A 25347-nucleotide genomic window follows, 5' to 3' on the forward strand; every position below is an offset into this window, starting at 1 on the left:
AGCGCCCGTCCTTCCCTTGGGAGGGGCGGGCGTTTCGACGTTCTGATCGTCTGCGCCATTCTCGCTTTGGCCAACAGCCCTGATCTGACGCCCTTTGACCCCTGGATCTCCTGACGAGGACTCCCATGGCCACCAAAATCGATTTTTATGCCGTTCTTGAAGTCACGCGCACGGCTACTGCCGATGAGCTGAAAAAAGCCTATCGCAAACAGGCCATGCGCTATCATCCTGATCGCAACCCGGGTGACGAAAGCGCAGAGCATAAATTCAAGGAAATCAATGAGGCCTATGACGTCCTGAAGGATGAGCAGAAGCGTGCAGCCTATGATCGTTTCGGCCATGCGGCCTTCGAGAATGGCGGCATGGGCGGTGGCGGCATGGGTGGCGGCTTCGGCGGTTTCGGCGGCGGTGGCCTCGACGATATCTTCGAGATGTTCGGCGACATGATGGGGGGCCGTCGCGGTGGCGGCGGGCGTCGTCGCACCGGCAACGACATTCAGGTTCAGGTCGAGATCTCTCTGACCGAAGCCTATGCAGGCGTGAAAAAGCCTGTCGAGATCCGTACGCGCGTGGCCTGCGAAAGCTGCCATGGCTCGGGCTCGGCGGACAGCAATGCCGGTGATACAAGCTGCCCCACCTGTCACGGCGCCGGCGCCGTACGGGCGCAGCAGGGCTTCTTTCTGGTCGAGCGTCCCTGCCCGACCTGTCACGGCTCGGGCAAGGTCGTGCGTAATCCGTGCAAGAGCTGCCGTGGCGCAGGCACCACTGAAAAGACGCGCTCGCTCGATATTGCCATCCCTGCCGGTGTCGAAGACGGCACGCGCATCCGCCTGACGGGCGAGGGTGAGGCCGGGGGCAGCGGCGTGCAGCCGGGCGACCTCTATGTGCATGTCTCTGTCGGCGGCAGCGACATCTTCCAGCGCGACGGCGCCAATATCTATTGCCGCGTGCCCCTGCGCATGACGCAGGCGTCGCTCGGCACAGAGATCGAGGTGCCTGTCATTGATGGCAGCCGCGCCAAGGTGAAAATCCCGGCAGGCACCCAGACAGGCGAGAATTTCCGCCTGCGCGGCAAGGGCTTCTCGGTGCTGCGTTCCAGCGCACGCGGTGACATGTATATCCAGGTCGCCGTTGAGACGCCGCATCACCTCAGCCCGCGCCAGAAGGAACTGCTCGAAGAGTTCGAGGCCGAAGCTGGCGAAACCCAGGATCAGGAAAAGGCCAACCCCGAACATACCGGGTTCTTCGCCAAGGTCCGGGATTTCTTCGAAGGGAAGTGAGCAGGATGCGTATCGGGATTGCAGGCATCACAGGGCGCCTTGGCGCGCTCTGCGCTGAAGAAGTGCTGGCGGCTCAGCTCCATCTTTCAGGCGGGCTGGCCCGCAAACCTGACGCCTTGCGCCATATCGTAACCGACCCTGCACGCCTCGCAGGGTGCAGCGATGTGGTGATCGATGTGAGCAGCCCTGATGCGACCTGCGCCAATGCCGAGGCCTTCGCTCAGGCGCGCTGCGCCTGGGTGATCGGCACCACGGGCTTCGACACTGCGCAGGAAGAAGCCATTCAGCGCGCCTCGACGCATATCCCCGTTCTGCGGGCGGCTAATTTCGCACCGGGCCTGACCCTGTTGCTCGATCTGGCGCGCCAGCTCGGTGCGGCTCTGCCCGCCGATGAGTATGACGCCGAAATTCTCGAGACCCATCATCGTCAGAAGCGCGATGCCCCCTCGGGCACAGCACTGGCCATCGGCGAGGAATTTGCCAAAGGCCGCAAGGTCACGCTCGCTGACGTGGCCGAAATCGATCGATCGGGGCTACGTGGCGAGGGGGCAATCGGTTTTGCCTCTCTGCGCGCCGGTCAGATCGTGGGCGAACACAGCCTGATCCTGACTTCGGGGACTGAGCAGATCACCCTGTCGCATCGCGCTTTCGACAGGCGCGTCTTCGCTCAGGGCGCAGTGAAAGCAGCGCGCTGGCTGGTTGGTAAACCGGCAGGATTATATGACATGACGGCAATATTCAGCGCCTGAAACCGGCCGCGTTTCTGCCCAAATCATAACAAACTCTTGACCCCTGCGGCTTTATGCCTTTAAGGACAGCCCTCTCTTGCGGTACGGGCGCAGGCTGTCGCGCGTCCGCTGTTTTTTCTTTCACTCATTCCCTGCGAGGTCCCTGAGTGCGTAACTACGGCGAATTTCTCTTCACATCGGAATCCGTTTCTGAAGGTCATCCGGACAAGGTCTCTGACCGGATCAGCGATACCGTTCTGGACGCTTATCTCGAGGCAGACCCGGAAGCCCGCGTTGCGTGCGAAACCCTCTGCACGACCAACCGCGTCGTTCTGGCCGGTGAAGTTCGTGGCCCTGCCTCGATTACCAGCGAACTGCTGATCGAACGCGCCCGCGCCGCCATCAAGGATATCGGCTACGATCAGGAAGGTTTCTCCTGGAAGAACGCCGAAATTACCTCCCTGCTTCATGCGCAGTCCGCCGACATCGCTGTCGGCGTCGATAGCGCAGGCGAGAAGGATGAAGGCGCTGGCGATCAGGGCATCATGTTCGGCTTCGCCACCCGTGAGACCGAGCATCTGATGCCGGCCCCGCTCTTCTATGCGCAGTCGATCCTCGAAAAGGTTCGCGACTATCGCAAGAGCAATCATGCGCTCGGCGTCGGCCTTCTGCCGGATGCCAAGAGCCAGGTCACACTGCGCTATGTCGATGGCAAGCCCGTCGGTGCAACCTCGGTCGTGATCTCGACGCAGCATATCGAAGGCATGCGCCAGAACACCATTCGCGAAATGCTGCGCGAAGTGGTGCGTGAAATCCTGCCGGAAGGCTGGATGTGCCCGGAAGAAGAATTCTACGTCAATCCGACGGGTAACTTCGTGATCGGTGGTCCCGATGGCGATGCAGGTCTGACAGGTCGCAAGATCATCGTCGACACCTATGGCGGTGCAGCCCCCCATGGCGGCGGCGCCTTCTCTGGCAAGGACCCCACCAAGGTCGATCGTTCGGCAGCCTACGCCGCGCGCTACCTCGCTAAGAACGTGGTCGCTGCCGGCTTGGCCGATCGCTGCACCATCCAGCTCAGCTATGCGATTGGTGTGTCCAAACCGCTTTCGGTCTATGTCGATCTCGACGGTACCGGCAAGGATATCGACGAAGCCCGTCTCGGCAAGCTGCTGAACGAAATGGTCGATCTCTCGCCGCGCGGTATCCGCAAGCATCTGCGCCTGAATCGCCCGATTTATGTGCCGACCTCGGCCTATGGCCATTTCGGTCGCGTGCCCGATCCGGCGCTGGACAACTTCACCTGGGAGCAGACCGATCTGGTCAGCTCGCTGCACGGTGCCCTCAACCGCTGAGGTCCCCAACTGTCTGACACTTCTCTCAAGTCCCAACCTGAGCGGCTTTACGGCCGCCAGCGCGGGCACCCGCTGCGCGCCCGCCAGCAGCGCCTCCTCGACGAAGCGCTGCCAAGGCTCCGCCTGAACCCCGAACAGGCCACCGACCCGAAAGCCGCCTTTACAGGCGCGCCAGTCGATGCGGTCTGGCTCGAAATCGGTTTTGGTGGTGGCGAGCATGCGCTCGACCAGGCTGAGCGCAACCCGGATGTGGGCTATATCGCCGCCGAGGTTTTCGAGAACGGGCTTTGCTCCCTCATGTCCCGCATCGTGCCCGAAGGTGAGGAAGACAGCATCACCCCGCCGGATCATTTCCGTATCTGGCCGGACGATGCGCGTCAGTTGCTCAAGACTCTGCCCGATGGCTGTCTCGATCGCGCCTATCTGATGTTCCCCGATCCATGGCCAAAGGCGCGTCACGCCAAGCGACGTTTCATCCACCCGGAGAATATTCGCGAACTGGCCCGCCTGCTGAAGCCCGGTGCCGTCTGGCGCGTTGCCAGCGATCACCCTGTCTATCAGGACTGGGTTTTCGAAATCATGGGGGCTCAGGATCTTTTCGAGGCCCCCCCGCCTGCACAGGGTGAGCGCCCCGAGAGTTGGTCGCCCACACGCTATGAAGCCAAGGCCTACCGCGAAGGCCGCGTGCCGTTCTACTGGACGTTCACGCGCCGCGGTGCCTGACACCGAGACGGATCGGAACACCGCATGAGCACCCAAATCGAACGCGAGGAAATGGAATTCGACGTGGTGATCGTCGGCGGCGGCCCTGCCGGGCTTTCCGCTGCGATCCGTCTGCGTCAGCTCATGCCCGAGGCCACGATCTGTCTGGTTGAAAAAGGCAGCGAGATCGGCGCGCATATCGTCTCGGGCGCCGTGATCGAGCCCCGCGCTCTGGCAGAGCTTTTTCCCGACTGGCAGGAACGCGGCGCACCGCTGAAAACCCCTGTGACAGAAGAGAAGGTGCTTTTTCTGACCGAAAAGCGCGGCTTCGCCATTCCCTTCATCGACAAACTCATGCCCGCAATGGCCAATCACGGCAATTATGTCGTGTCGCTGGGTGAAGTCTGCCGCTGGCTCGGCGCGCAGGCTGAAGAGCTGGGTGTGGAAATCTATCCCGGCTTTGCCGCTGCTGAACCCTATATCGAGGATGGCCGCCTGTGTGGCGTCATCACCGGCGATATGGGTGTGAACCGCGAGGGCAAGCAGGGGCCGAATTTCGCTCCGGGCATGATCCTGCGCGCAAAACAGACCATCCTGACCGAAGGCGTGCGCGGCTCGATCAGCCAGCGCGTGATGAAGCAGTTCAATCTGCGCCAGGGTGTTGACCCGCAGACCTATGGCCTCGGCATCAAGGAAGTCTGGGAAATCCCGGCTGAAAAGCACAAGCCCGGCTTCGTGCAGCACAGCTTCGGCTGGCCGATGGATGATGGCACCTATGGGGGCGCCTGGCTCTATCATTTCGGCGAAAACCTCGTTTCCTACGGCTTCGTCACCGGGCTGGATTACAGCAATACTTGGCTTTCTCCCTTTCAGGAGATGCAGCGCCTCAAGGCGCATCCCGAATTCGCCAAGCATCTCGAAGGCGGTCGTCGTCTGATCTATGGCGCCCGCGCGCTGTCGGAAGGCGGTTTTCAGGCGCTGCCGCGTCTGTCTTTCCCCGGTGGCGTACTGGCGGGCGATTCCGCCGGCTTCCTGAACATGCCCAAGATCAAGGGCACCCATACCGCCATGAAATCGGGGATGCTCGCTGCGGAGGCCGTGGCTGAAGCTCTCGCTCATGAGGGCCCCTGCGAGGCGACCAGCTATACACGCCGCTTCAAGAGCTCATGGCTGTTCAAGGAGCTGTTCGAGGCCCGCAATGTGCGCCCCGCCTTTGCCCGTTGGGGCAACCGCCTTGGCGCGCTCTATGCCGGAATCGACAGCCTGATCTTCCGGGGGCGCGCACCATGGACGCTGCATTTCCGTCATACGGATCATGAGGCGCTCAAGCCTGCCGATCAGTGCAAGCCCATCGCCTATCCTAAGCCCGATGGCACGCTGACCTTCGATCTGACCTCATCGGTGTTCCTGTCGGGCACCAATCATGAGGAAGACCAGCCGATCCATCTGAAGCTGCGCGATCCGTCGAAATGGCTGCCGGTCAACTGGAATATCTTCCGCTCGCCTGAAAGCCGCTATTGCCCTGCCGGTGTCTATGAGGCGCTGGAAGAGAACAGCACCATGCGCCTTCAGATCAACGCGCAGAACTGCGTGCACTGCAAGACCTGCGACATCAAGGATCCGACGCAGAATATTGACTGGTGCGTGCCCGAAGGGGCAGGCGGCCCGAATTATCCGGTCGGTATGTGATTTTGATTCGCAATAGGGTATGAACCCAGTCGAGATTTCCAGGATCGGCGAGGAACAGATGAAGATAGTGGTCCCGGTCAAGCGGGTGGTTGATTACAACATCAAGCCCCGCGTGAAGGCCGATAACAGCGGCGTCGACACGCAGGGCGTGAAGATGTCGATGAATCCCTTCGATGAAATTGCTGTCGAAGAGGCCGTGCGCCTTCGCGAAAAAGGCGCCGCCTCTGAAATCGTGGTCGTGACCATCGGCGTAGCAGAGGCCCAGCCGGTGTTGCGTACCGCCATGGCCATGGGCGCCGATCGCGGCATTCTGGTGCAGACCGATGCCGATCTCGAACCTCTGGCCGTCGCCAAGCTGCTCAAGGTCATCATCGACCGCGAGAACCCCGGTCTGGTCGTCATGGGCAAGCAGGCTATCGACGATGACATGAACGCGACAGGTCAGATTCTGGCGGCACGCCTCAACTGGCCGCAAGGCACCTTTGCCAGCTCGGTTGCTGTCGAAGACGGGCGTATCTCCGTGGTGCGCGAAGCCGATGGCGGTCTTGAAACCGTGCGTCTGGCGCTGCCTGCGGTCGTCACGACCGATCTGCGCCTTAACGAGCCGCGCTACGCCACCATGCCCAACATCATGAAGGCGAAGAAAAAGCCGCTCGAAACCATCGCGGCCGATACGCTCGGTGTCGATATCGCACCGCGTCTCGACGTGGTGAGCGTTGTCGAGCCGCCGGTTCGCCAGGCAGGCATCAAGGTGTCGAGCGTTGCCGAGCTGGTCGGCAAGCTGCGTGACGAAGCAAAGGTGATCTGAGCATGACAACTCTGGTTCTGATCGAAGCCGAAGGCGCCACCATCAAGAAAGCGAGCCTCTCAGCCGTTGCCGCAGCCCGCGCTTTCGGCGATGTCGATGTTCTGCTGATCGGCGCCCATGGTGCGCAGGAAGCGGCCAAGATCGAGGGTATCACCCGCGTTCTTCACGCCGACTCCACCCCGCATCTGGCCGAGAGCATTGCGGCCCTGATTGCCGATCGCGCTTCGGAATACGATCACATCGTTTCCGCCGCAACCGCCTATGGCAAGAATGTGCTGCCCCGCGTGGCCGGTCTGCTTGACGTGCAGCCGATTACCGAAGTGGTCGAGATCATCGATGCCGACACGTTCGTGCGTCCGATCTATGCGGGCAGCGCGCTCTCGACGGTGCGCTCGCGCGACGCCATCAAGGTGCTGACAATCCGCAACGCCAATTTCGACGCGGCCAAGCTGAGCGACGCCTCACCCGCCCCTGTCGAAGCCATCTCGGCGGCGGTTGAAGTGCCCGATGCCGAATATGTCGGGATCGAGCTGACCCATTCCGATCGCCCCGAGCTGGAATCCGCCCGCGTGGTGATTTCGGGCGGACGCGGTCTGAAAGACGCCGCCAATTTCAAGCTGCTCGAACCCGTTGCCGACAAGCTGGGCGCCGCCATCGGCGCATCACGCGCTGCCGTCGATGCCGGATTTGCGCCTAATGAAATGCAGGTCGGCCAGACCGGCAAGATCGTGGCACCTGAACTCTATATTGCCGTCGGTCTGTCAGGCGCCATCCAGCATCTGGCTGGCATGAAGGACAGCCGCGTAATTGTGGCGATCAACATGGACCCCGAAGCCCCGATCTTCAGCGTGGCCGATTACGGCCTCGTCGGCGATCTTTTCGAAATTCTGCCCCAGCTCAAGGCCGAACTCGGCGCCTGACCGGCCCGTTTCACCGTTTCTATAGTCTCACTGGCCGAAGCACGTCTTCGCGCCAGTCAGGCAGTTTTCATTCCATGGTCAGCTTTCGATTGTTTTTCTCACAAGCATGAGACATGCTTGTATACATGATTGAGGCGTCGGAAATTCAAGCTGGTGGCGCACGGGCCAAGGCCCGTTGCGACGAACTCGGGGCATCCCCTTATAGCGATCAGGTTAATGGCCTGTTTCGGCCCTATCTGAGCCCCGCCCACAGGGCAACGCTCGAGCGTCTGGCCCAGTGGATGGACAACGCCGGCATGAGCGTCGAGACCGATGCAGTCGGCAATATCATCGGTCATTATGCAGGTACGACGCCCGATGCGCCGGTCCTGCTCATCGGTTCGCATGTCGATAGCGTGCGCGATGGCGGGCGTTATGACGGCATGCTGGGCGTCATGCTCGGCATCGAGGCAGTCGGGCATTTCCATCGTCACAACCAGCGTTTCCCCTTTGCCCTTGAAGTGATCGGCTTCGGTGATGAGGAGGGATCGCGCTTTTCGACTTATATGATGGGGTCGCGCTCGGCAGCGGGTCTGACCCAGACGATCGATGACAGCGTGACCGATCGCGATGGCGTTACACTACACGATGCCCTGGCCGATTGGGGCCTTTCGACCACACGTTTCAAGACCGCGAAGCGCGACAATGTACTCGCTTATGTCGAGGCGCATATCGAGCAGGCGCCGCATCTCGAACGGGCCGCTCTGCCACTGGGTCTGGTTCGGGGGATCGCCTCGCAATATCGCTATCGCGTCACGCTGGGCGGTCAGGCGGCCCATGCAGGCACGGCCATGCATGAACGGCGCGACGCGCTTGCTGCCGCTGCCGAAGCCATTACCGCTATCGAAGCCATCGGCTGCGCCGGGCCGGATGATCTGGTCACGACAGTCGGCTTTCTGACCGTCGAAAATGGCGCCCCTAATGTCGTGCCTGGTCTTGCGGTCATGACAGTCGATATCCGGGCCGTCACGCCGGGCGTGCGCGAAGACGCCGCAGGACAGATCCTCAAGACACTTGAGGCGATCAGCCATAAACGCGGCGTCACGCTTGCTGTCGAGCAGGTGCAGGATCTGCAAGGTGCCCTGTGCAATGAGGCGCTGAACGCGACCCTGCGTGACGCCATTATCGAGACCACGGGTAAGACACCGCCGGTTCTACTGAGCCAGGCCGGGCATGATGCGATGATCATGGCCCATCTGGCACCGATGACCATGCTGTTCATCCGCTGTGAAGGCGGTATCAGCCATAACCCGGCAGAAGCCGTTGACAGTGAAGATGTCGAGGCCGCGCATCGTACGCTGGTCAATTTCATCACCCGCGTTGGAGAAGAACGGTGAACAACTTCTACGGTGAGATCGATCCCCCCCAGCGCCTGCTGATGGGGCCGGGGCCCATCAATGTGCATCCGCGTGTGCTGCGCGCCATGGGCGCTGACATGCTCGGCCAGTTCGACCCCGAGATGACGGAATACATGAACCAGACGATGGATCTCTATCGTCAGGTCTTCATGACAAAAAACCGCTGGACCTTCCTGATCGACGGCTCGGCCCGCGCCGGGATCGAGGCCGCACTCACCTCACTCATCGAGCCGGGCGCAAAGGTGCTGCTCATCCGTTCGGGTCGGTTCGGCATGTTGCTGGGTGAAATCGCCGAGCGTCTGGGTGCCGACATCGCCACGATCGATCTCGAATGGGGGCAGGTCGCGACACTGGCGCAGATCGAGGCCGCACTTGCCGAGCATCGCCCCGCCGTCTTCGCCGCCATTCATGGCGACACCTCGACCACGACAGCCCAGCCGCTCGAAGGCATTGGCGCGCTTTGCCGCAAATACGGTGCGCTTTCCTATGTCGATGCCACGGCAACGCTGGGCGGTATGCCGGTGCGCACCGATGAATGGGAAATCGACGTGATTTCCGCCGGGCTTCAGAAATGCATGGGTGGCCCGCCGGGTAGCGCCCCCATAACCGTCTCCGACAGGGCTGCCGAATTCATTTTCTCACGACGCAAGGTCGAAAGCGGCATTCGTCGTGACGATATCAGCGACGGTACCCGCCCGTTCATCCGCTCGAATTATTTCGATCTGGCGATGGTGATGGATTACTGGTCCGAAAAGCGCCTGAACCATCACACCGAAGCCACCTCGATGCTGTATGCGGCGCGCGAATGCGCCCGTCTGGCGCTCGAAGAAGGGCTCGAAAACCGCTTCGCCCGCCATGTCGCCGCAGGCAAGGCAATGTCCGAAGGGCTGCGCGCTCTCGGCTTGCGGCTTTACGGGCAGGATGCCTATCGCATGAGCAATGTCACGGGGGTGTATATCCCTGACGGCATCGATGGCGAGCGGGTGCGCAGCCGTATGCGCGACGAATACCAGATCGAGATCGGTACCGCTTTCGGCCCGCTGGTCGGCAAGATCTGGCGTCTGGGCGCGATGGGCTATAATGCCGAGCTGCACAAGGTACGTCTGACCCTCGCGGCCCTCAGGGCCGTGCTCGAAAGCGAGAAATAGCCCTTCAGGGAAGCGTCTCCACTGACTGGATCTCGTCATGGATCGCTTTGAGCACCCGGCGCGTGGCGGCGAGATCTTCTTTCGCCACGCCCGCAATCGCCCGCATCTCGATTTCTCGCGACAGGCGCATGACCTCCTGAAGACGGGTTTCGCCCGCGTCTGTCAGACTGACGAAAAAGGCTCGGCGATCGGCTTCGTCGGGAGTGCGCGTCACAAAGCCCTTTTCCTCAAGTGTGCGCAGGATCCGCACCATTGAGGATTTATCGAGCAGCAACGCGTCGGCAATTTCCTTAGGGTGAAGCGGCCCGCCATGACGGTATAATTCCAGCAATGGCTGCCAGGTGGCATCGGTCAGATCATGAGGCCTGAGCCCTGCATCGAGGATCTGACGCCAACGCCGGGCAATCAGTGCCATCATGCGCCCCAGCGTGGGAACTTCGTCCCGATGCCTCGTCATGGGGCGGCTTCCGACAGATCGTCAGGCGTATTATTGGCCAGATCGAGCTGCCCGGTAGCATGGGCCAACGCTGCTGCCTTCGTGAAGGCCTGGGCGATACTGACCGCAAGAGAAGCCTGTGCCTCGAAAAGCGCTGCCGCTGCGGTCGAAGCGTCTGTCATGGTGCCGACACCATGAGCGTAAGCCTGGCTCGCGCCTTCATTGGCCGTTTGCGCGGCATCGTTGAGCACCTGCGCCGATTTGACCTGCGCCAGAGCCGTTTCGAGCGCATCCTGACTATCAGCCACCTGACGCTCGACACTCAGCCGGTCCTTGAGCAGTGTCGCTTCTGCCGCATCGCGACGAGATTCGGCCATGTGTATGGCATTGGCGCGCAACCCGCCCTGATAGATCGGCCAGCTAAGCTGTAAAAACGCGCCTGCCTCAGGCTGGGCAATGGCCGAAGCCGGTGCGGAACGCCCCGTGCCATAGGTCTTGAGCGCGCCGAGATAACCCGACGCCGTACCGACGAAGGAAATCTGCGGGCGCAGCGCCGCTTTCGACGCCAGCACAGCTTCATCCGAGGCGCGCAGCTTGGCGATATCCGCCAGCAGATCGGGACGCGAGGCGAGCGCCTGGGTGACGAGCTGCCTGATCTGCTCGGGTGCGCTATGCGGCAATGTCTGTGCCGGAACAGGCTCGATGGCCATAGCCAGCGTGGCAGGGAGGCCGGTCACCTCAAGCAAAGCGTGACGCGCCCCATGTTCGGCATCGGTGGCCTTGTCGAGATCGAAACGTGCCTGAGCCAGATTGCGCTGTGACGTGGCGACATCGACGATCGTTGCCTCGCCGTGATCGTGGCGCGACTGCGCCGCCCTGAGCAGCAGTGCCATGTTATCGACGGCATGATGCGAGGCAACGACAATGGCCTGCGCCGCCTGCTGCGCGTGATAAGCGCTGATCACATCGAGGATCAGTTGCTGATGCACCGCCGAAAAGCCGAAATTGGCCGCCAGTGTCTGGAATTTCGCCTCTCTTATCTGCGCACGCGTCCGCCCGAAATCGAGCAGCAGATAATCGAGTTCGAGCTTGGGAAAAGCCGCCGCACCGTTCGAGGTGAGATAACCGCGGCTCGACAGATAATTTGGCAGAGGCAAAGCCATGCGCTGAAACCCGCCCATGGCCGAAAAGGTCAGTTGCGGCAGCATGGCGGCGCGCGACATGCCGACATTGATCGCCGCCTGTCTGGCGGATTCCCAGGCAATGCGCGTGCGTGGGTTGTTGCGCTCGGCCAGATCGATCAGCTGCGGCAGGCTAAGCCCCCGGTCTGAGGCATCGGGCAGGGCAGGGCCAATATGAGCCGCAGCGATCTGCCCCTCTCCCGCCTCTACTGATACTGCAGGGTGGCGTATGCCGGGTGGCAGAACAAGGCCAGTTCTGGTGGTCGGGCGCCAGGCATGATCGGCGCTTTGCGGCGCAAGATCGCGCGTATCGTTACAGCCGGACAGCAGCGACGCCACCAGGAGAAGGGAAAGAGCCGGTCGGGTCATCAGGAAAATCCGGGTAGCAGAGCGGGACATCAGGCAGCACTTTCCTGTTCACGCGCATCAGGGTCGTAAGTCTGAACGATACGGCGCAGACGCTCATCGAGCAGGCCGAACCAGACCATGCGCTGGGCATCTTGCTCCATCACGGGCAGAGGCGGCAGACGGGTCTGCAAAGCCAGCCCGTCACGCCCGTCATGAAGCCATAGTGCGAGTTCGTCGAACCACAGGCGCATGGTCTCGACATAGTCTCGTGCCGCCTCATCCGGCTCGCGACGAACATCTGCAATGACGGCGACGGGGATCGAGAGCATCTGGATATCGCTCACCAGAGGCAGGGTGATATCGGGAATGAACGCGTCGCCCCTGAGGCGCTCCTCCTCGAAAGGGGCATTGCGTAGCGCCGTGCGGGTGGCCGCCACAGCACGACCGAATTTCTCGCGCTCGCGTTCCTGCCCGATATCCACGGCAGCGTCGGGGTTCTCGCGGCGCAGCACGATCAGATCGCCAAGCTGCCTGACGGCGCCCGAGAGATGTTTGCGCGCCACGTTGGTTGCGCTGACCGGCCAGAGCGCTGCGGCCATCAGATAGACCACGACATTGCCGATGATGATGCCCACCACGCGGTTACGCGCCGTCTCCATATCGAGCGTCGGGCCGTAGCCCTGCAATATGGTCATGAAATAGGCCATGGCGATCTGCACGCCAGCGTAGGAGATGCGCTCGCTACCGCTCTTGATCCAGCCGGCGAAAGCCGCCACCGGAATGACAACCAGAATGAGGTCCAGACAATCGGTCAACGATGGCATGAAAACGAGGATCGTCCCGATACCGAAAAATGCCCCGATCATGGCACCGACCACACGCAGCAGCATCTTGTGCACGCTATCACCGACCGTGCCGAGCGAAACCAGAAAGCAGGTGACCACGCAGGTCTGAATACCCGGCCAGGAAGTGAAACGTGTGATCGCGTAACAAATGACAACGCTGAGCGCGATACGTATAGCCGCACGCGGATAGGCCGGGTTGCTGAAGGCGTCCGGCTTGAAAAACCCCTGCGCTGCCGCCCTGATTTCAGGAGCAAAACTCGGTGCTGTCGTCTCCGGGCGCATCAGAAGCCCGTGAATGATCGTCAGGCTACGAATGAACTCGATCGCCAGCGGATAGAGCTTCGGGTCATCGCGAAATTCGGCCGCCAGGGCTTCGAGTTCGGCCTGATCGAAATCGATCGCGGGTGCCCGCTCGCGTCCGTGCTTGTACACATGGCCGCATTGCGCGACGATCTGTCCGATACGCTGCAGAAAACGCGAGCCTTCGGGCCGACCGAGCTGGCTCCAGGCGAGCACGATCATCACCAGACGGGCCGTATTGCGGATCATGGCCAGGCCGACATGATGACGCGACATTTCGGGGTGGATCTTCATGCTCAGATCGTGAAACTGACGCAGCAACGCTACACCCTGCTCCGCGAAGCCCCTGATCGACGCCATCTCGCCCGTCTGAGGCGTGGCCCCGGTCTCGCAGGCACGCGATACCGCCTCGAAGCGCTGCGCCAGACCGTCTCGCAGCATGGTCAGCGGATCATACCCGGCGAGGCGATTGACGATGGCGATGATCGCAAGCGCAATAATGAACACCGCGCCGACCCAGAGTAGCGTATGCAGCATTGCCTCTTCGGGCGGCATGAACGCTGCATCGGGCACGGCGCTATCTGTCGTATTGCCTATAAACCCGTCGAGCGAATACCCGACCGTCTCGAGCATATCCGCGCTCATGGACATGTAGACGATCCAGAAGAGCAGGATATTCGCGAGAGACCCCATGGTCATGGCCTGGGAGAGAAATCCGGCCGCCAGCGTCATGAGCAGCATCAGCGGCAATCTTAGCCCCGGCTCGGAAAGGCTTGCCATCATCAGCAGAATGGTAAGCGCCGTTCCTGCGACGATGACTGCACCGCCCATGATAGCCGTGCTCGTGTTCGAGGCAGCATCATTGCCGGAGAGAAAAAAGCAGATAAAGACCAGTACAGGCAGGTCGGGCACCCGAAACGTCTCACCAATGATGATCGTCACGATCACCTGCACGACCAGCAGCACCGTATTACGGGCGCGGCCGGGCACAGGGGCCATTTCCTTTTTCAGAAAGGAGAAAGTCGATGGCGGATCGTTCCGCCTTTCGCGGCGTATTGCCCCAGCCCTTTGCTGCTGGACTGCCTTCATCGCATGACAACCACGACGACCGTGGCCCCGACGCGCATCAGATCGCTCGGTGGATTATCCAGCCTGATACGCACCGGAAAGCGCTGGGCGATGCGCACCCAGTTGAGCGTGCGCGGCACTTTTGGCAGACCATTGGCGCTGGTGCCCTCATCGGGCACGACACCGGCATTGAGACTTTCGAGCGTGCCCATGATCGGCTTGCCGGGCTGAGCCATGGCATAGACCTTGACCCGCTGACCGGCCATCAACCCCACAAGCTGCGTCTCTCGAAAATTGGCGATGGCCCACCAGGTTTCGCTGTCGACCAGGGTGAAGACAGGCTTGCCTGTCGAGGCATATTCACCCGACGATACATTCAGATCGGTCACGATGCCATCGCAGGGAGCTCGCACCTTGGTCAGGCGGAGATCGCGTTGGGCTTCACGAAGCTGGGCCTGGGCTGCGGCAAGATCGGCACGTAAAGGCGCCACGCTTCGCACCGCCTGATGCGCAGACACTGCCGATTGCAGGGCCTGCTGCAGACCAGCCTCTGCACTGCGCGTCTCGGCAAGCGCCTGATCGAGCGCTTCACGCGTCACGAAACCCTGTTTCTCAAGCGGGGCCAGGCGGTTCTGAGTGGCATGCGCCAACGCAAGACGCGCACGAGCGCTCTGCACGGCGCTGGCCTCGGCCCCTGCATGGGAGACCTGGGAACTCACCTGACTGGTCTGGACGTCGATCTGTGCCTGAAGACCATCGACCTGCGCCTGAGCCTGCTGCACCCGATAGGTGTAAGGCTCGGGGTCGATCACATAGAGCACCTGTCCGCGCTTGACCTTGTCATTGTCATGCACGGAAATCGACACGATGCGTCCACTCACTTCAGGCGCCAGATGCACGATATTGGCGGCAATATAGGCGTCTTCGGTTCTCGGGCGTTCATGAAGCCGCTGCAACACCAGAAAGCCGGTGATGACACAGGCAGCGAGAGACAGAACCAGGAGCGCGATGCCCCCGATGCGGGAGGTAAGGGAACTCATGAAGGGACCGCCTGACACCTTTGATCGATCGGTTCACACTATCCGACCGGAGAAAGGCCTTCGCAAAACAAGGAGCTGATATCGTCGCCCGATCCTGAAAGACCGGACATCGCCTCAGTGACCGAAGAAAACCAGCCACACCAGAAAGGTGACGGCGACCATGAAGGCGATATAGGTCAGCATCGGCGCGGGCACAGCCTTCTGCAGATCGAACACACCCAGCACAGCGCGCAGCACCGCAGCCGCCACGGCACCCAGAGTCGCACAGAGCATCCATGACGGAAAAAACGAGCCCAGTACATCCTGCAATGGCGCACGCGTGCAGCCGCTCAGCGCTAAGGCGGGCAAGGGCGCGGCACGACAAAGCGCGAAAAGCCCCCGTCTGGGGGAGGAACGCAAAGGGGTCATGATTCTGTCATCTGATATCGTTTTCCGAACCGGACGACAGAACACTAAAATGGTTTATATATCAACCATTATCTGAAAAACCTGCGTTTCCGGGTAAAATCACTGCAATTCTGCCTTTACCTGTGAAATACAGCGGGCTTCGCCCCTGAAGAGAAAGAGCCGTTTCAGCCGTAGCATCGACCGTTTCGGACAGGGCCGAGAGAGGTTTTCGAACCCTGATAGACCAGCTCGATAAAGAGAAGCCACAGAGCATCGCTGAACTGAAAAAGAGAAAATTCGTCCGAAACAGAACAGGAAGATCTCTCGGGGAGATACAAAATTCTGTATTTTCGGGAGATGATGGTGGAGCCAATCGGAATCGAACCGACGACCTCCTGAATGCCATTCAGGCGCTCTCCCAACTGAGCTATGGCCCCGCCGTATCAAAACCAGCCCCTTGGGTCAGGCCAGTGGCGCGGGTATAGCGGGGGGCCTTCCCGCTGACAAGCCCTTAAAACACTATTTTTTCACCAGACCGAAATCACGCAGTACAGCCAGAAGCGGGAGGCGCGGCAGACCCAGTATGGCGTCGTGATCGCCCTTGATTGCCTCGAAAAGCTGTACACCCATCCTTTCGAGCCTGTAGGCCCCCACGCAGGATAAAAGAGCCTCACCCTCGCTCTCTATATAGGCGTCCAGAAACGCCTCACTGAAGTCGCGCAGGGTCAGTTTCGGGGTGGCCAGATGCTCCCAGAGCTTCTGGCCGTTTCTGTACAGAACCAGCGCCGTCTGCAACCGATGCGTACGACCCCTTAGATAACGCAATTGCTCACGCGCCTGATCGAGCGTTTCCGGCTTGTCGAAACCGATGTCATCGCACTCCAGAATCTGATCAGCAGCGATAACAAAATCGGCGCTCATAAAATCGGTTTTCCTGAAAAACCCTAGAGCTTTGGCATCAGCGAGCGCCAGAGCGATGTCCCCGTGCGAGGCCTTTTCAGCCCTCATCGCATCTCTGATCGCAGCCTCATCAATCCCTACCGGACAGGACGTGACCTCAACACCCGCCTCCCGTAGCAAACCAAGCCGCGCCGACGATCCGCTGGCGAGAAACAGGCGGGCTGTGCCCGGATTCGCATATACCGACTCCATAAGGCGTCTCCTTCCGTAAGGGGGGTGAATGAGTACCGTCAGTACTGGGGTACATGGGGATTGTACGAGGCTTCTGGAGCAAGCGTACCGAGTACCGTGGATTGTACTTTTTCTGGCGGTACCGGTGGGTTGTACACAGGTCTTCTGTGGGTATTTCGGGATAACTCTCGCAAACACCTCAAACCAAAGGCTTTATCGTTTGTACACAGTGTTGGTAAGTCGGGGTACGTTTTCGGAAAGATGGGTACCCCGTCATCCACAGGGATCAACCTATCCGACAGGATATCTTTCTCTTTTCTTTTATGATTATTGGTCGGCATGGATAGTGAAATCTCACCTCAGCCCAAGCCTGCAAAACCGCTTCTGCGTGTCCTCCAGGGAGAGGCTGTCTGGCCCCCTCCGCTCTGGCTGATGCGACAGGCCGGTCGCTATCTGCCCGAGTTCCGGGCAGAACGTGCCAAGGCCGATTTCCTGACGCGCTGTACCACCCCTGACATCGCGGCAGAACTGACCCTTCAGCCCATTCGCCGCTACGCCATGGATGGTGCTATCCTGTTTTCCGACATTCTGGTCCTGCCCTGGGCCATGGGTCAGGATCTGAAATTCATCGAAGGGCGCGGCCCGGTCATGGAACCGATCCGCAATCGCGCCGCTCTCGACGCGCTGTCTTCCTCCCGCGTAGCCGAAATCGTTGCACCGATCCAGGAAACGTTGCGAATTCTGGCCCGCGAACTCCCCCAGCCTACGACGCTTCTCGGCTTTGCAGGCAGCCCGTTTACCGTGTCCTGCTACATGGTCGATGGAGGCAGTTCGCGTGAGTTCGGCGTAACCCGCGCCATGGCCTTGCAGGACCCGGCTCTGTACAGCGATCTCATCGCTCTACTGACACAGGCCACCACCGACATGCTGATCGGCCAGATCGATGCCGGTGCTGAAGCTGTCATGCTGTTCGATAGCTGGGCCGGTCTGCTGCCCCCCTCGCAGTTCCGTCAGCATGTGATCGCTCCCACACGCGCCATCGTGCAGGGCATTCGCGCCGCCAGACCCGGCGTAAAAATCATCGGTTTCCCCCGTCTCGCCGGACTCATGGCTCTCGAATATGCTCGTGAAACGGGCGTGGATGCCTTGGCTTGCGATACATCGGTCGATATGGCGCAGATGGCCGCTCTCTGCCCCGATACGCTGGCGCTGCAAGGCAATCTCGACCCGATCATTCTCAAAAACGGCGGGCAAGCCCTCATCGATGAAGCGCACACGATCAGGAACGCTCTCAAGGGCCGCCCGCATGTGTTCAATCTCGGTCATGGCGTGATGCCCGAAACCCCGCCAGAGCATGTCGGTGCCCTCGTCAATGCCGTGCGTGATATCGGCTGAGAGCATGGCCCACGCCCTGTCTCCCTCGGGCGCGCTGCGCCTCGTGATTTTCGACTGCGATGGCGTGCTGATCGACAGCGAGGGCCCTTCTTGCCGTCTCGTGGCGCGTGTAGCCCGCGATCATGGCATTGCGCTCAGCGACGAGGAGTCGCTCGAGAGATTTGCCGGCAAGGCGCTGGCTCAGGTCAAATGCGAGCTTGAAGCCGAAACGGGGCATGATCTCGGTGTCGACTACGTCGCAATCATGCAGGACAAGCTGGTCGATCTGATGCGTGACGAGGCTGTACCCATCAATGGGGCGGCTGCCATGCTCGTAGGCGTGAAGGCGCTCGATCTGCCCTATCGCGTGGGGTCGAACTCATCCTGGCCCGAAATGGACGTGAAATTCGCCCGTGTCGGCTTCGCCCCGTTTTTTCCCCGTGACCGCGTTCATTCAGCACGCGACATGATGCGGCCCAAGCCGGACCCCTATGTCTTTCTGCATGCTGCTGCCGAGGAAGGCGTCGATCCATCATCCTGCGTGGTGATCGAAGATTCCGATACCGGCGTTCAGGCTGCTCATGATGCCGGTATGGCGTGCATTCTTCTTCGTGCCGAAGGGCCGCCTCCTGCGCATGACTGGCCTGGGCTGAGACGTATCGCCCATCTGGATGACCTTGTGCCCGTTCTCGCAGGTGTGCTGAAGGAGCAAGCCCGATGAGCGCCCTCATGCCCTGGTTTCCCTGGCTCAAAGTGCTGCACATTCTGGCCTTTACCTCATGGATGGCCGGTAATTTCTATCTCCCTCGCCTCTTCGTCTATCACTCCCAAGTAGCCCCCGGCACGGAAGAGAGTGCGCGCTTCCAGATCATGGAACGCCGCCTTCTGCGCGCCATCATGACGCCTGCCATGATCGCGACCCTTCTCTCGGGCGGGCTGCTCGCCTCACTCCCCGGATTGATCGACTGGTCTGCCCCCTGGTGGTGGATCAAGCTCGTTACCGTCTTGCTGCTCTGCGGGTTTCACGGTTTCTGCGCCCGCTGGCGTCGTGAGTTCGCTGCCGACCAGCGTCTGCATCAGGAGCGATTTTACCGCATTGCCAATGAGGTGCCGACGCTTCTGATGGTCGTGATCGTTATCATGATCGTGGTTCGGCCTTTTTCTGGGTGAGAGGCCTCCAGGGCTCTGCCCTGGACCTGCGAAGGGACAAGCCCCTCCGGTCCCCGCTTGAGATCAAACAGGTTTCCAAAGGATGACCATCCTTTGGCGGGGAGCGGGGCAGAGCCCTGCCTGCTCTTCAGGTCGCTCCGAACCGTCGATAAAGAAACTCACCGTCGTGACCAGCGGTGGCGGCCTCCATGACCAGTGCATGTTGGTTTGAGCGGGCGCAGACGGGATCGGTCGCTGATGCATCGCCGGTCAGGGCAAGGGCCTGGCAGCGACACCCGCCCCAATCCACTTCCTTGAGACTGCAATTCCGGCAGGGCTCGGGCATCCAGTCAGTGCCACGAAACAGATTGAACAGGGGGGAATCCTGCCAGATGGTGCCAAGCGATTCCTTCGCGACGCTGGGGAAGACCACGTTCGGGATGGTTTCGGCGGCGTGGCAGGGCAGCACCTTGCCCGAGGGGGTGATGTTCACGAAACGCTGGCCCCAGCCGCCCATGCAGGGCTTGGGCTGATCGGCGTGGTAATCGGGTGTGACGTAGTCTATGGCGAGGCTGTTGCCGAAACGGGCGCGGGCCTTCACCACGGCTTCAGTGGAGGCTTCGAGCTGGGCGGCTGAGGGCATCAGAAGATCGCGGTTTTTGAGGCCCCAACCATAATACTGGGTATGGGCAATCTCAACGCGGCCTGCGCCAAGCTCGTGGGCGAGATCCAGCATTTCAGGCACGCGGGCGACGTTTTCGCGATGTACGACGAAATTGAGGGTGAGGGGAATGCCACGCGCCTTGATGAGGCGGGCGGCATTCAGTTTCTTTTCCTGGGCGCCGCGCAGACCGCCAATACGTTCGGCACCGGCCTCATCGACATCCTGAAAGGAGAGCTGGATATGGTCGAGCCCTGCAGTGTCGAGAGCCTCGAGCGTGGCATCATTGATGAGCACGCCCGACGTGATGAGGTTGGTGTAGAGATTGAGCTTGCTGGCGTGACGCACAAGTTCGGGCAGATCGTTGCGCGCCATCGGCTCGCCACCGGAAAAATGTACCTGCAACACCCCCAGAGACGCTGCCTCGTCGAGCACGCGCAGCCAGTCCTTCGTGTCCATTTCCGACGCCCGGCGATCGAGGGCGAGGGGGTTGGAGCAATAGGGACAGGCGAGCGGACAGCGATGGGTCAATTCGGCAAGAAGGCTCATCGGGGGCGGCGCGAAACTCATGCGCTCAGCACTTTCTGCTCAATGAGCGAAGCGAGAAGGGTCTGTACATCGGCAGCGATCACATCGCGTGGCGCCTGATAGGTCTCGGCCAGCGTGTCGATCAGGGCGCCGAGCGGCCGGGCGCCATCGACAAGGCGCAGAATGGCCGCGGCGATGGGATCGGCAATAAAGGCTTTTTCGGGCGCCTGAATCAGCCAGACGTCGCGCACGCGGTCATGCTGAAGGCGATGACCGCGGGTAAATTTCAGAATGCTGTCTTCGGAAACGCTCACGCGGTGAAGGCCTCTGGGGTTTGGGCCCCGGCAAAGGCACCGGGGGCAGGATGGCCTTCCATATACACATGCTGGAGCGCATCGAGCATCGTCCAGAGCACGTTGCATTTGAAGATCAGCGAGTCGATGACCTCTTTCTGTTGCTCGGCCGTGCGGGCGTGTTCCTTCACATAGGCCAGAGCGAAATCTGAATCGCGCGGGGCCTGGGTAAGGCGCGGGGCGAAATAGGCCAGTGTCTCTTCAGAGATGAAGTCGTAATGGCGCAGCATGCCGGAAACGCGCTCGCTGATGATCGTCGGCGAGAAAAGTTCGGTCAGGGACGAGGCGATGGCGGCCAGAACGGAGCGGTCGCGCACGTAATGTACATAGGCTTCCACGGCGAAGCCGGTTGCGGGCAGCATACCCTGAAGGCTTTCCACATAATCGCGTGCGAGGCCGAGCCCGTCCGTCAGCTTGAGCCAGCGCGCAATGCCACCCGTGCCGGGTTCGTTGCCGTCATGATCTTCGAGGCGGCGGCGCCATTCACGACGCAGTTCTGCCGTGGGCAGGCGGGCGAGCAATGTCGCATCCTTCACGGGGATGGAGGCCTGATAGTAGTAGCGGTTCAACGCCCAGGCCTGAACCTGTGTGCGGTCCAGCTTGCCATCATGCAGGGCGCGATGGAACGCATGACGGTTGTGATAGCGCTCGGCGCCGATTTCGCGCAGGCGGGCTTCGAGGGCGTCGGGGGTAAGAACCGTCATGATGATGCTCCCAATGTCAGGCGCAGACCGTCTTCGCCGATGATCCAGCCTGCTTCTTCCGCCGTCCGGCGCTCCGGTGAGTCCGGGAGGAGAACGGGGTTTGAGTTGTTGATGTGAATAAAAATGCGATGTGCTGGCGCGTCATGCAGCGTCGCAATGATGCCCTCGGGGCCAGACATGGAGAAATGCCCCATGCGCAGCCCGGTCTTGGGGCTGAGCCCGGCAAGGATCATCTCGTCATCGCGCCAGAGCGTGCCTTCCATGAACAGCGCATCGGCGCTGCGTATGCGGGCACGTATTTCAGGGGTGAGATCGGCGCAGGCGGGAAGAAAGATCAGCCTGTGCTGCCCGTCCGTGATGTCGAGTCCGATCGTCTCGCCCTTCTGGCTAGGCAGATGCTCGGCATAGAGCGGCGCCTTGCCGGGCACGTCGAAGGCGGTCACGGTCAGGCCCGACGGGGTATCGTCCTTGTTCGGCAGGACGATGGGGGTAAGCTCGCTGAGCACGAGGCGCGGAACGATCTCGCGATTGACCGCCTCGAAGATCGGGTTGGCATCGAGCTGGGCGTGGGTCGCCTGCGTGGCGTAGAGCCGGAAAGGCTCGCGCTCGCGCAGGGTCAGCAGTCCGGTAATGGAATCGATTTCGCCATTGGTGAGAATGACGCCCTGTATCGGGGTCGAGCGAAGCCCGGTTTGCGCCTGCAATTCGGGGGTTGCCAGAATCTGCGACCGCAGGTCGGGCGAGGCATTGAGCACAAACCAGTTATGGCCATCGCCGCTAACAGCGAGAGAGGCCTGGCTGCGGGAAGGGATCTTGCCTTCGCGGGCAGCGCGGCACGCAGGAGCGTTGGAGTTCCACTGGGGAAAGCCGCCGCCAGCGCCGCTGCCGAGAACGATGATATCGAGCATGGTCGGGGTCGGTCAGTCCATTATCGGCCAGAAACGACAACAGCCGCACGAGGGGTGCGGCTGTTGCGTGTAAGCGAACCGATGAAGAACTTACTTCTTCTGGCCGCAGACATAGGAGTTGATTTCGGCGCCGAGCGGAATTTCGGTAACCTTAGGGGTGTTCCAGGCCATGACGATATCCTTTTTGAAAATCATAGTCGTGTGCTGAGACAGCTATACGATAGAACCCGAAAATGGGTTGCAAGCCAACGTGATTCAACCCAATAAAATGTAACCTGCTTCACGTTGATGGCAACGATTGTGATCCCGGGCGGTTGATTGGCGTTCATGACGGCGCCCGTTCCATGCCGCAAACTGCCTTTCAGGAAAGAACAGCCCGCCATGTCAGACCCGTCTCTGACTTCGGACACGCCCATGCCTGAAGCCGGGCAGAAGGCGATGTCTTCTCGTGAAGCGTCGAATGTGGCCCCCGAGACAAGTGAGACTGTTGAAAGCGATGTCCATCAGGCCGGGCTGATCCGCAAGGCCATGCTGCGCCACAGCCTGAGTCTGCGCGATGTGGGCATTCTCATCCTCTCGCTACTGGCCGTGTTCTACACGCTGTATTTCGCTGCCGATATCGTTCTGCCCTTCGTCTTTGCGATGGTGGTCAATCTGCTGATGATCGGGCCGATGCGCTTTCTGCATGGGCGGCTGCGCATTCCCAAGCCCATCGCGGCCCTGATGCTGATCATAGCCATGTTTCTGCTCGTGGTCGGCATCGGCACCGCCATCTCGGTGCCTGCCGCAGCCTGGCTTACCAAGGTGCCCCAGAGCCTGCCGGCGCTTCAGCAGAAGCTCGCTTTCCTTCAGGGACCGATCGACTCCCTGCAACGGGGCTATCTGCGCGTTGTGGCGCTCATGTCGAGCGGCGGTCATCATCATGTCAGCGCGGCGAATGCCGCAGCGTCATCCAGCGCCAGCGGTGCAGAGACCTTGCGTGTCTGGGGCTCTTCCTTCCTTATCGGCACGCGCGCCTTCATGGGTGAATTCTTCACCATGTTGCTGATGCAGTTCTTCCTCATGACCGAGGGAGACAGCCTGCTGCGCCGTATCGTCGAGATCATGCCGACCTACTCGGACAAGCGACGGCTGGTGCAGATCACGACGCAGATCGAGCGCAATGTCTCGCTCTATCTGGCGACCATCACCATCATGAACTTGCTGGTCGGTGCCCTGAACCTGCTGCAATGCTGGCTGACAGGCATGCCCAACCCGCTGCTCTGGGGCGTGCTGGCGTTTTTGCTCAACTATGTGCCGATCATCGGACCGATGACAGGGGTGGTGGTCTATTTCTGTGTGGCGCTTATCAGCTTTCCCTCCTTCCTGCTGGCCTTGCTGCCGCCCGCGATCTATCTCTGCATCCATATTCTCGAGGGCGAGACGATCACCCCCATGCTGCTGGCCAAGCGCTTCACCTTGAACCCGGTTCTGGTGATGGCATCGCTGCTGTTCTGGGACTGGATGTGGGGCATCGGCGGGGCGTTTCTCTCGGTGCCCATGCTCGCCGTGTTCAAGATCTTCTGCGATCACATCGAGGCACTCACCCCGATCGGTCATGTCCTCGGCGGCCCCGTCAGACCGCGCTCATTGCGCACGCTTGGCCCGGAAGTCACTTCCGAGGCAGCGCCCTAGCTTTCAGGCACGCCCCTCTGGGGTAAAGATTGCAGCATTTCCGGTATTTTCAGACCGGGAAAGATCGTGGCGGCCTGCTTGGCGATCATGCGAGCGCGCTTCTGTCTTACGACTGGCAGGCGGTCGTCCGCGTGTCTCCGGTTTCATGAATGGCAGACATAAAGACATATTCCTGACGCGCCCTAATGAGGCGCGTCACGACCTTGTATGATCCGCCGCCAAGGGCTCTCTGGGGCGCGCGCAAAAAGGCGGATGAATTCCGCCATCGAGACGAGACTGCATCAGGTCTCCCGTCTGGATGATGGCGTGTCTCAGGCGTGACCGGCCGGATACTCAAGTCAGCGGACTGGAAAAACCATGAAAGACGTCACTGTCGTTGTCGGTTCAGGATCGATCGGTCAGGCGATTGCGCGCCGCATCAGCAGCGGTCGCCATGTCGTGCTTGCCGATCTGCACCGTGAGAAGGCCGAAAACGCCGCCAGGATTCTCGAACTGGCAGGGTACGAGACGAGTGTCGTCACGGTCGATGTTGCTGACAGGCAGTCCGTTCGCTCGCTTGTCGAGACGGCGGAAAAGATCGGCCCGCTCATGTCCCTCGTTCAGGCTGCCGGGGTGTCACCCTCACAGGCACCGGTAGAGACAATTCTCAAGGTAGATCTCTACGGGACGGCAATGTTGCTCGAGGAGTTCGGGCGAAATATGGCCAGAGGCGGATCGGGAATCGTGATCTCCTCTCAGTCCGGCCATCGAATGCCTGCGCTCAGTGCGGATCAGGACAGGCAGTTGGCAACGAGCCCCGCTGACGCCCTTCTGGCCCTGCCCTTCGTTCGGGAGATCGAGGATACGCTTCTTGCCTATCAGATGTCGAAGCGCTGCAATTCGTTGCGTGTCAGGGGCGAGGCGCTGCGCTGGGGAGCGCGCGGGGCCCGGATCAATGCGATCAGTCCGGGGATTATCATCACGCCGCTTGCCTATGACGAGCTGAATGGAGAGCGGGCAGAATTCTATCGCAACATGCTTTCCAGCGCGCCTGCGGGACGCGCCGGAACACCTGATGAGGTGGCTGCTCTTGCTGCGCTGATCAGCGGTGCTGAAGGCGGCTACATTACTGGCAGCGATTTTCTGATCGATGGTGGGGCGACCGCCCGGTTTTTCTACGGTCAATAACCGGGCGGTGAAGGTGGTCCGCTTGGGCGGGTCATCTCGGCAGGTCTGTCCGGCCACCGGGCCTGG

25 protein-coding genes and 1 tRNA gene are annotated in these 25347 nt (G+C 60.9%); 14 read left to right on the forward strand and 12 right to left on the reverse strand.

Annotation, left to right across the window (positions count from 1 at the left end; genetic code table 11):
- Positions 1-125: 125 nt before the first annotated feature.
- The 9 genes from dnaJ (at position 126) to ABHV46_RS08835 (ending at position 10027) form a co-directional block, all read left to right on the forward strand.
- Positions 126-1280: a molecular chaperone DnaJ gene (gene dnaJ / locus ABHV46_RS08795; protein WP_438381162.1), complete on the forward strand. Its 1155-nt coding sequence runs from the start codon at positions 126-128 to the stop codon at positions 1278-1280.
- A 5-nt stretch (positions 1281-1285) separates the two neighbouring features.
- A complete protein-coding gene (dapB, locus tag ABHV46_RS08800; RefSeq protein ID WP_438381163.1) occupies positions 1286-2029 on the forward strand; it encodes a 4-hydroxy-tetrahydrodipicolinate reductase in 744 nt (247 codons plus the stop codon).
- Positions 2030-2175: 146 nt separating this feature from the next.
- Positions 2176-3363, forward strand: a complete 1188-nt coding sequence (gene metK, locus ABHV46_RS08805) for a methionine adenosyltransferase (RefSeq protein WP_336946949.1) — start codon at positions 2176-2178, stop codon at positions 3361-3363.
- A gap of 9 nt (positions 3364-3372) precedes the next feature.
- Positions 3373-4086 carry a tRNA (guanine(46)-N(7))-methyltransferase TrmB gene (gene trmB / locus ABHV46_RS08810; protein ID WP_438384315.1) on the forward strand — a complete coding sequence of 238 codons (714 nt, stop codon included), beginning with the start codon at positions 3373-3375 and terminating at the stop codon, positions 4084-4086.
- 24 nt (positions 4087-4110) lie between these two features.
- Positions 4111-5754, forward strand: coding sequence for an electron transfer flavoprotein-ubiquinone oxidoreductase (locus ABHV46_RS08815; RefSeq protein ID WP_438381164.1), 1644 nt, complete (start codon positions 4111-4113; stop codon positions 5752-5754).
- Positions 5755-5812: 58 nt separating this feature from the next.
- Positions 5813-6562: an electron transfer flavoprotein subunit beta/FixA family protein gene (locus tag ABHV46_RS08820; protein WP_438381165.1), complete on the forward strand. Its 750-nt coding sequence runs from the start codon at positions 5813-5815 to the stop codon at positions 6560-6562.
- 2 nt (positions 6563-6564) lie between these two features.
- Positions 6565-7482 carry an FAD-binding protein gene (locus tag ABHV46_RS08825; protein ID WP_438381166.1) on the forward strand — a complete coding sequence of 306 codons (918 nt, stop codon included), beginning with the start codon at positions 6565-6567 and terminating at the stop codon, positions 7480-7482.
- Positions 7483-7595: 113 nt separating this feature from the next.
- Positions 7596-8858, forward strand: a complete 1263-nt coding sequence (locus tag ABHV46_RS08830; protein WP_438381167.1) for an allantoate amidohydrolase — start codon at positions 7596-7598, stop codon at positions 8856-8858.
- Between the two features lie 41 nt (positions 8859-8899).
- Positions 8900-10027 carry a pyridoxal-phosphate-dependent aminotransferase family protein gene (locus tag ABHV46_RS08835; RefSeq protein WP_438384318.1) on the forward strand — a complete coding sequence of 376 codons (1128 nt, stop codon included), beginning with the start codon at positions 8900-8902 and terminating at the stop codon, positions 10025-10027.
- Positions 10028-10031: 4 nt separating this feature from the next.
- Here ABHV46_RS08835 and ABHV46_RS08840 read toward each other — a convergent pair whose 3' ends face one another.
- The 7 genes from ABHV46_RS08840 to ABHV46_RS08870 form a co-directional block, all read right to left on the reverse strand.
- On the reverse strand, positions 10032-10484 hold the full coding sequence (locus tag ABHV46_RS08840) for a MarR family winged helix-turn-helix transcriptional regulator (protein WP_438381168.1): 453 nt from the start codon (positions 10482-10484) through the stop codon (positions 10032-10034).
- Positions 10481-12043 (reverse strand): TolC family protein, encoded by a 1563-nt coding sequence (locus ABHV46_RS08845; protein ID WP_438381169.1) that lies wholly within the window; start codon positions 12041-12043, stop codon positions 10481-10483. The genes ABHV46_RS08840 and ABHV46_RS08845 overlap by 4 nt, the downstream gene beginning before the upstream one ends.
- Complete coding sequence (locus tag ABHV46_RS08850) at positions 12043-14127, reverse strand: FUSC family protein (protein WP_438381170.1); 2085 nt, start codon at positions 14125-14127, stop codon at positions 12043-12045. Before ABHV46_RS08850 ends, ABHV46_RS08845 begins: the two co-directional genes overlap by 1 nt.
- Before the next feature lie 95 nt (positions 14128-14222).
- Complete coding sequence (locus ABHV46_RS08855) at positions 14223-15245, reverse strand: efflux RND transporter periplasmic adaptor subunit (RefSeq protein ID WP_438381171.1); 1023 nt, start codon at positions 15243-15245, stop codon at positions 14223-14225.
- Between the two features lie 114 nt (positions 15246-15359).
- Complete coding sequence (locus ABHV46_RS08860; protein ID WP_438381172.1) at positions 15360-15653, reverse strand: YtcA family lipoprotein; 294 nt, start codon at positions 15651-15653, stop codon at positions 15360-15362.
- 340 nt (positions 15654-15993) lie between these two features.
- Positions 15994-16069: transfer RNA gene (locus tag ABHV46_RS08865), tRNA-Ala, on the reverse strand.
- Between the two features lie 82 nt (positions 16070-16151).
- Positions 16152-16784, reverse strand: coding sequence for a Maf family protein (locus ABHV46_RS08870; RefSeq protein ID WP_438381173.1), 633 nt, complete (start codon positions 16782-16784; stop codon positions 16152-16154).
- 318 nt (positions 16785-17102) lie between these two features.
- Between ABHV46_RS08870 and hemE the strand changes: the two genes are divergently transcribed.
- Genes hemE through hemJ form a run of 3 tightly spaced genes read left to right on the forward strand, consistent with a single transcriptional unit; the run spans position 17103 to position 19307 of the window.
- The gene (hemE, locus tag ABHV46_RS08875; protein WP_438381174.1) at positions 17103-18158 is read left to right on the forward strand and encodes a uroporphyrinogen decarboxylase; all 1056 of its coding nucleotides are present in this window, start codon (positions 17103-17105) and stop codon (positions 18156-18158) included.
- A 4-nt stretch (positions 18159-18162) separates the two neighbouring features.
- Complete coding sequence (locus tag ABHV46_RS08880) at positions 18163-18858, forward strand: HAD family hydrolase (RefSeq protein ID WP_438381175.1); 696 nt, start codon at positions 18163-18165, stop codon at positions 18856-18858.
- A complete protein-coding gene (gene hemJ, locus ABHV46_RS08885) occupies positions 18855-19307 on the forward strand; it encodes a protoporphyrinogen oxidase HemJ (RefSeq protein ID WP_438381176.1) in 453 nt (150 codons plus the stop codon). Before ABHV46_RS08880 ends, hemJ begins: the two co-directional genes overlap by 4 nt.
- A 127-nt stretch (positions 19308-19434) precedes the next feature.
- Here the strand turns inward: hemJ and pqqE are convergent, their stop codons facing one another.
- From pqqE to pqqA, 5 genes are all read right to left on the reverse strand, one after another.
- Entirely contained in the window at positions 19435-20517 is a 1083-nt protein-coding gene (gene pqqE / locus ABHV46_RS08890) for a pyrroloquinoline quinone biosynthesis protein PqqE (RefSeq protein WP_438381177.1), read from the reverse strand.
- Positions 20514-20789, reverse strand: coding sequence for a pyrroloquinoline quinone biosynthesis peptide chaperone PqqD (gene pqqD, locus ABHV46_RS08895; protein WP_336946934.1), 276 nt, complete (start codon positions 20787-20789; stop codon positions 20514-20516). The genes pqqE and pqqD overlap by 4 nt, the downstream gene beginning before the upstream one ends.
- A complete protein-coding gene (gene pqqC, locus ABHV46_RS08900; RefSeq protein ID WP_438381178.1) occupies positions 20786-21532 on the reverse strand; it encodes a pyrroloquinoline-quinone synthase PqqC in 747 nt (248 codons plus the stop codon). The genes pqqD and pqqC overlap by 4 nt, the downstream gene beginning before the upstream one ends.
- Positions 21529-22440 (reverse strand): pyrroloquinoline quinone biosynthesis protein PqqB, encoded by a 912-nt coding sequence (gene pqqB / locus ABHV46_RS08905; protein ID WP_438381179.1) that lies wholly within the window; start codon positions 22438-22440, stop codon positions 21529-21531. The genes pqqC and pqqB overlap by 4 nt, the downstream gene beginning before the upstream one ends.
- 90 nt (positions 22441-22530) lie before the next feature.
- On the reverse strand, positions 22531-22611 hold the full coding sequence (gene pqqA, locus ABHV46_RS08910) for a pyrroloquinoline quinone precursor peptide PqqA (RefSeq protein WP_023978294.1): 81 nt from the start codon (positions 22609-22611) through the stop codon (positions 22531-22533).
- A 357-nt stretch (positions 22612-22968) separates the two neighbouring features.
- On the opposite strand from pqqA, the gene ABHV46_RS08915 reads away from it, so the two are divergent.
- A complete protein-coding gene (locus ABHV46_RS08915) occupies positions 22969-24114 on the forward strand; it encodes an AI-2E family transporter (protein WP_438384323.1) in 1146 nt (381 codons plus the stop codon).
- 357 nt (positions 24115-24471) lie between these two features.
- The gene (locus tag ABHV46_RS08920; protein ID WP_336946931.1) at positions 24472-25281 is read left to right on the forward strand and encodes an SDR family oxidoreductase; all 810 of its coding nucleotides are present in this window, start codon (positions 24472-24474) and stop codon (positions 25279-25281) included.
- Positions 25282-25347 lie beyond the last annotated feature (66 nt).

Source organism: Asaia sp. BMEF1, from assembly GCF_051628905.1.
Taxonomy (GTDB): Bacteria; Pseudomonadota; Alphaproteobacteria; order Acetobacterales; family Acetobacteraceae; genus Asaia.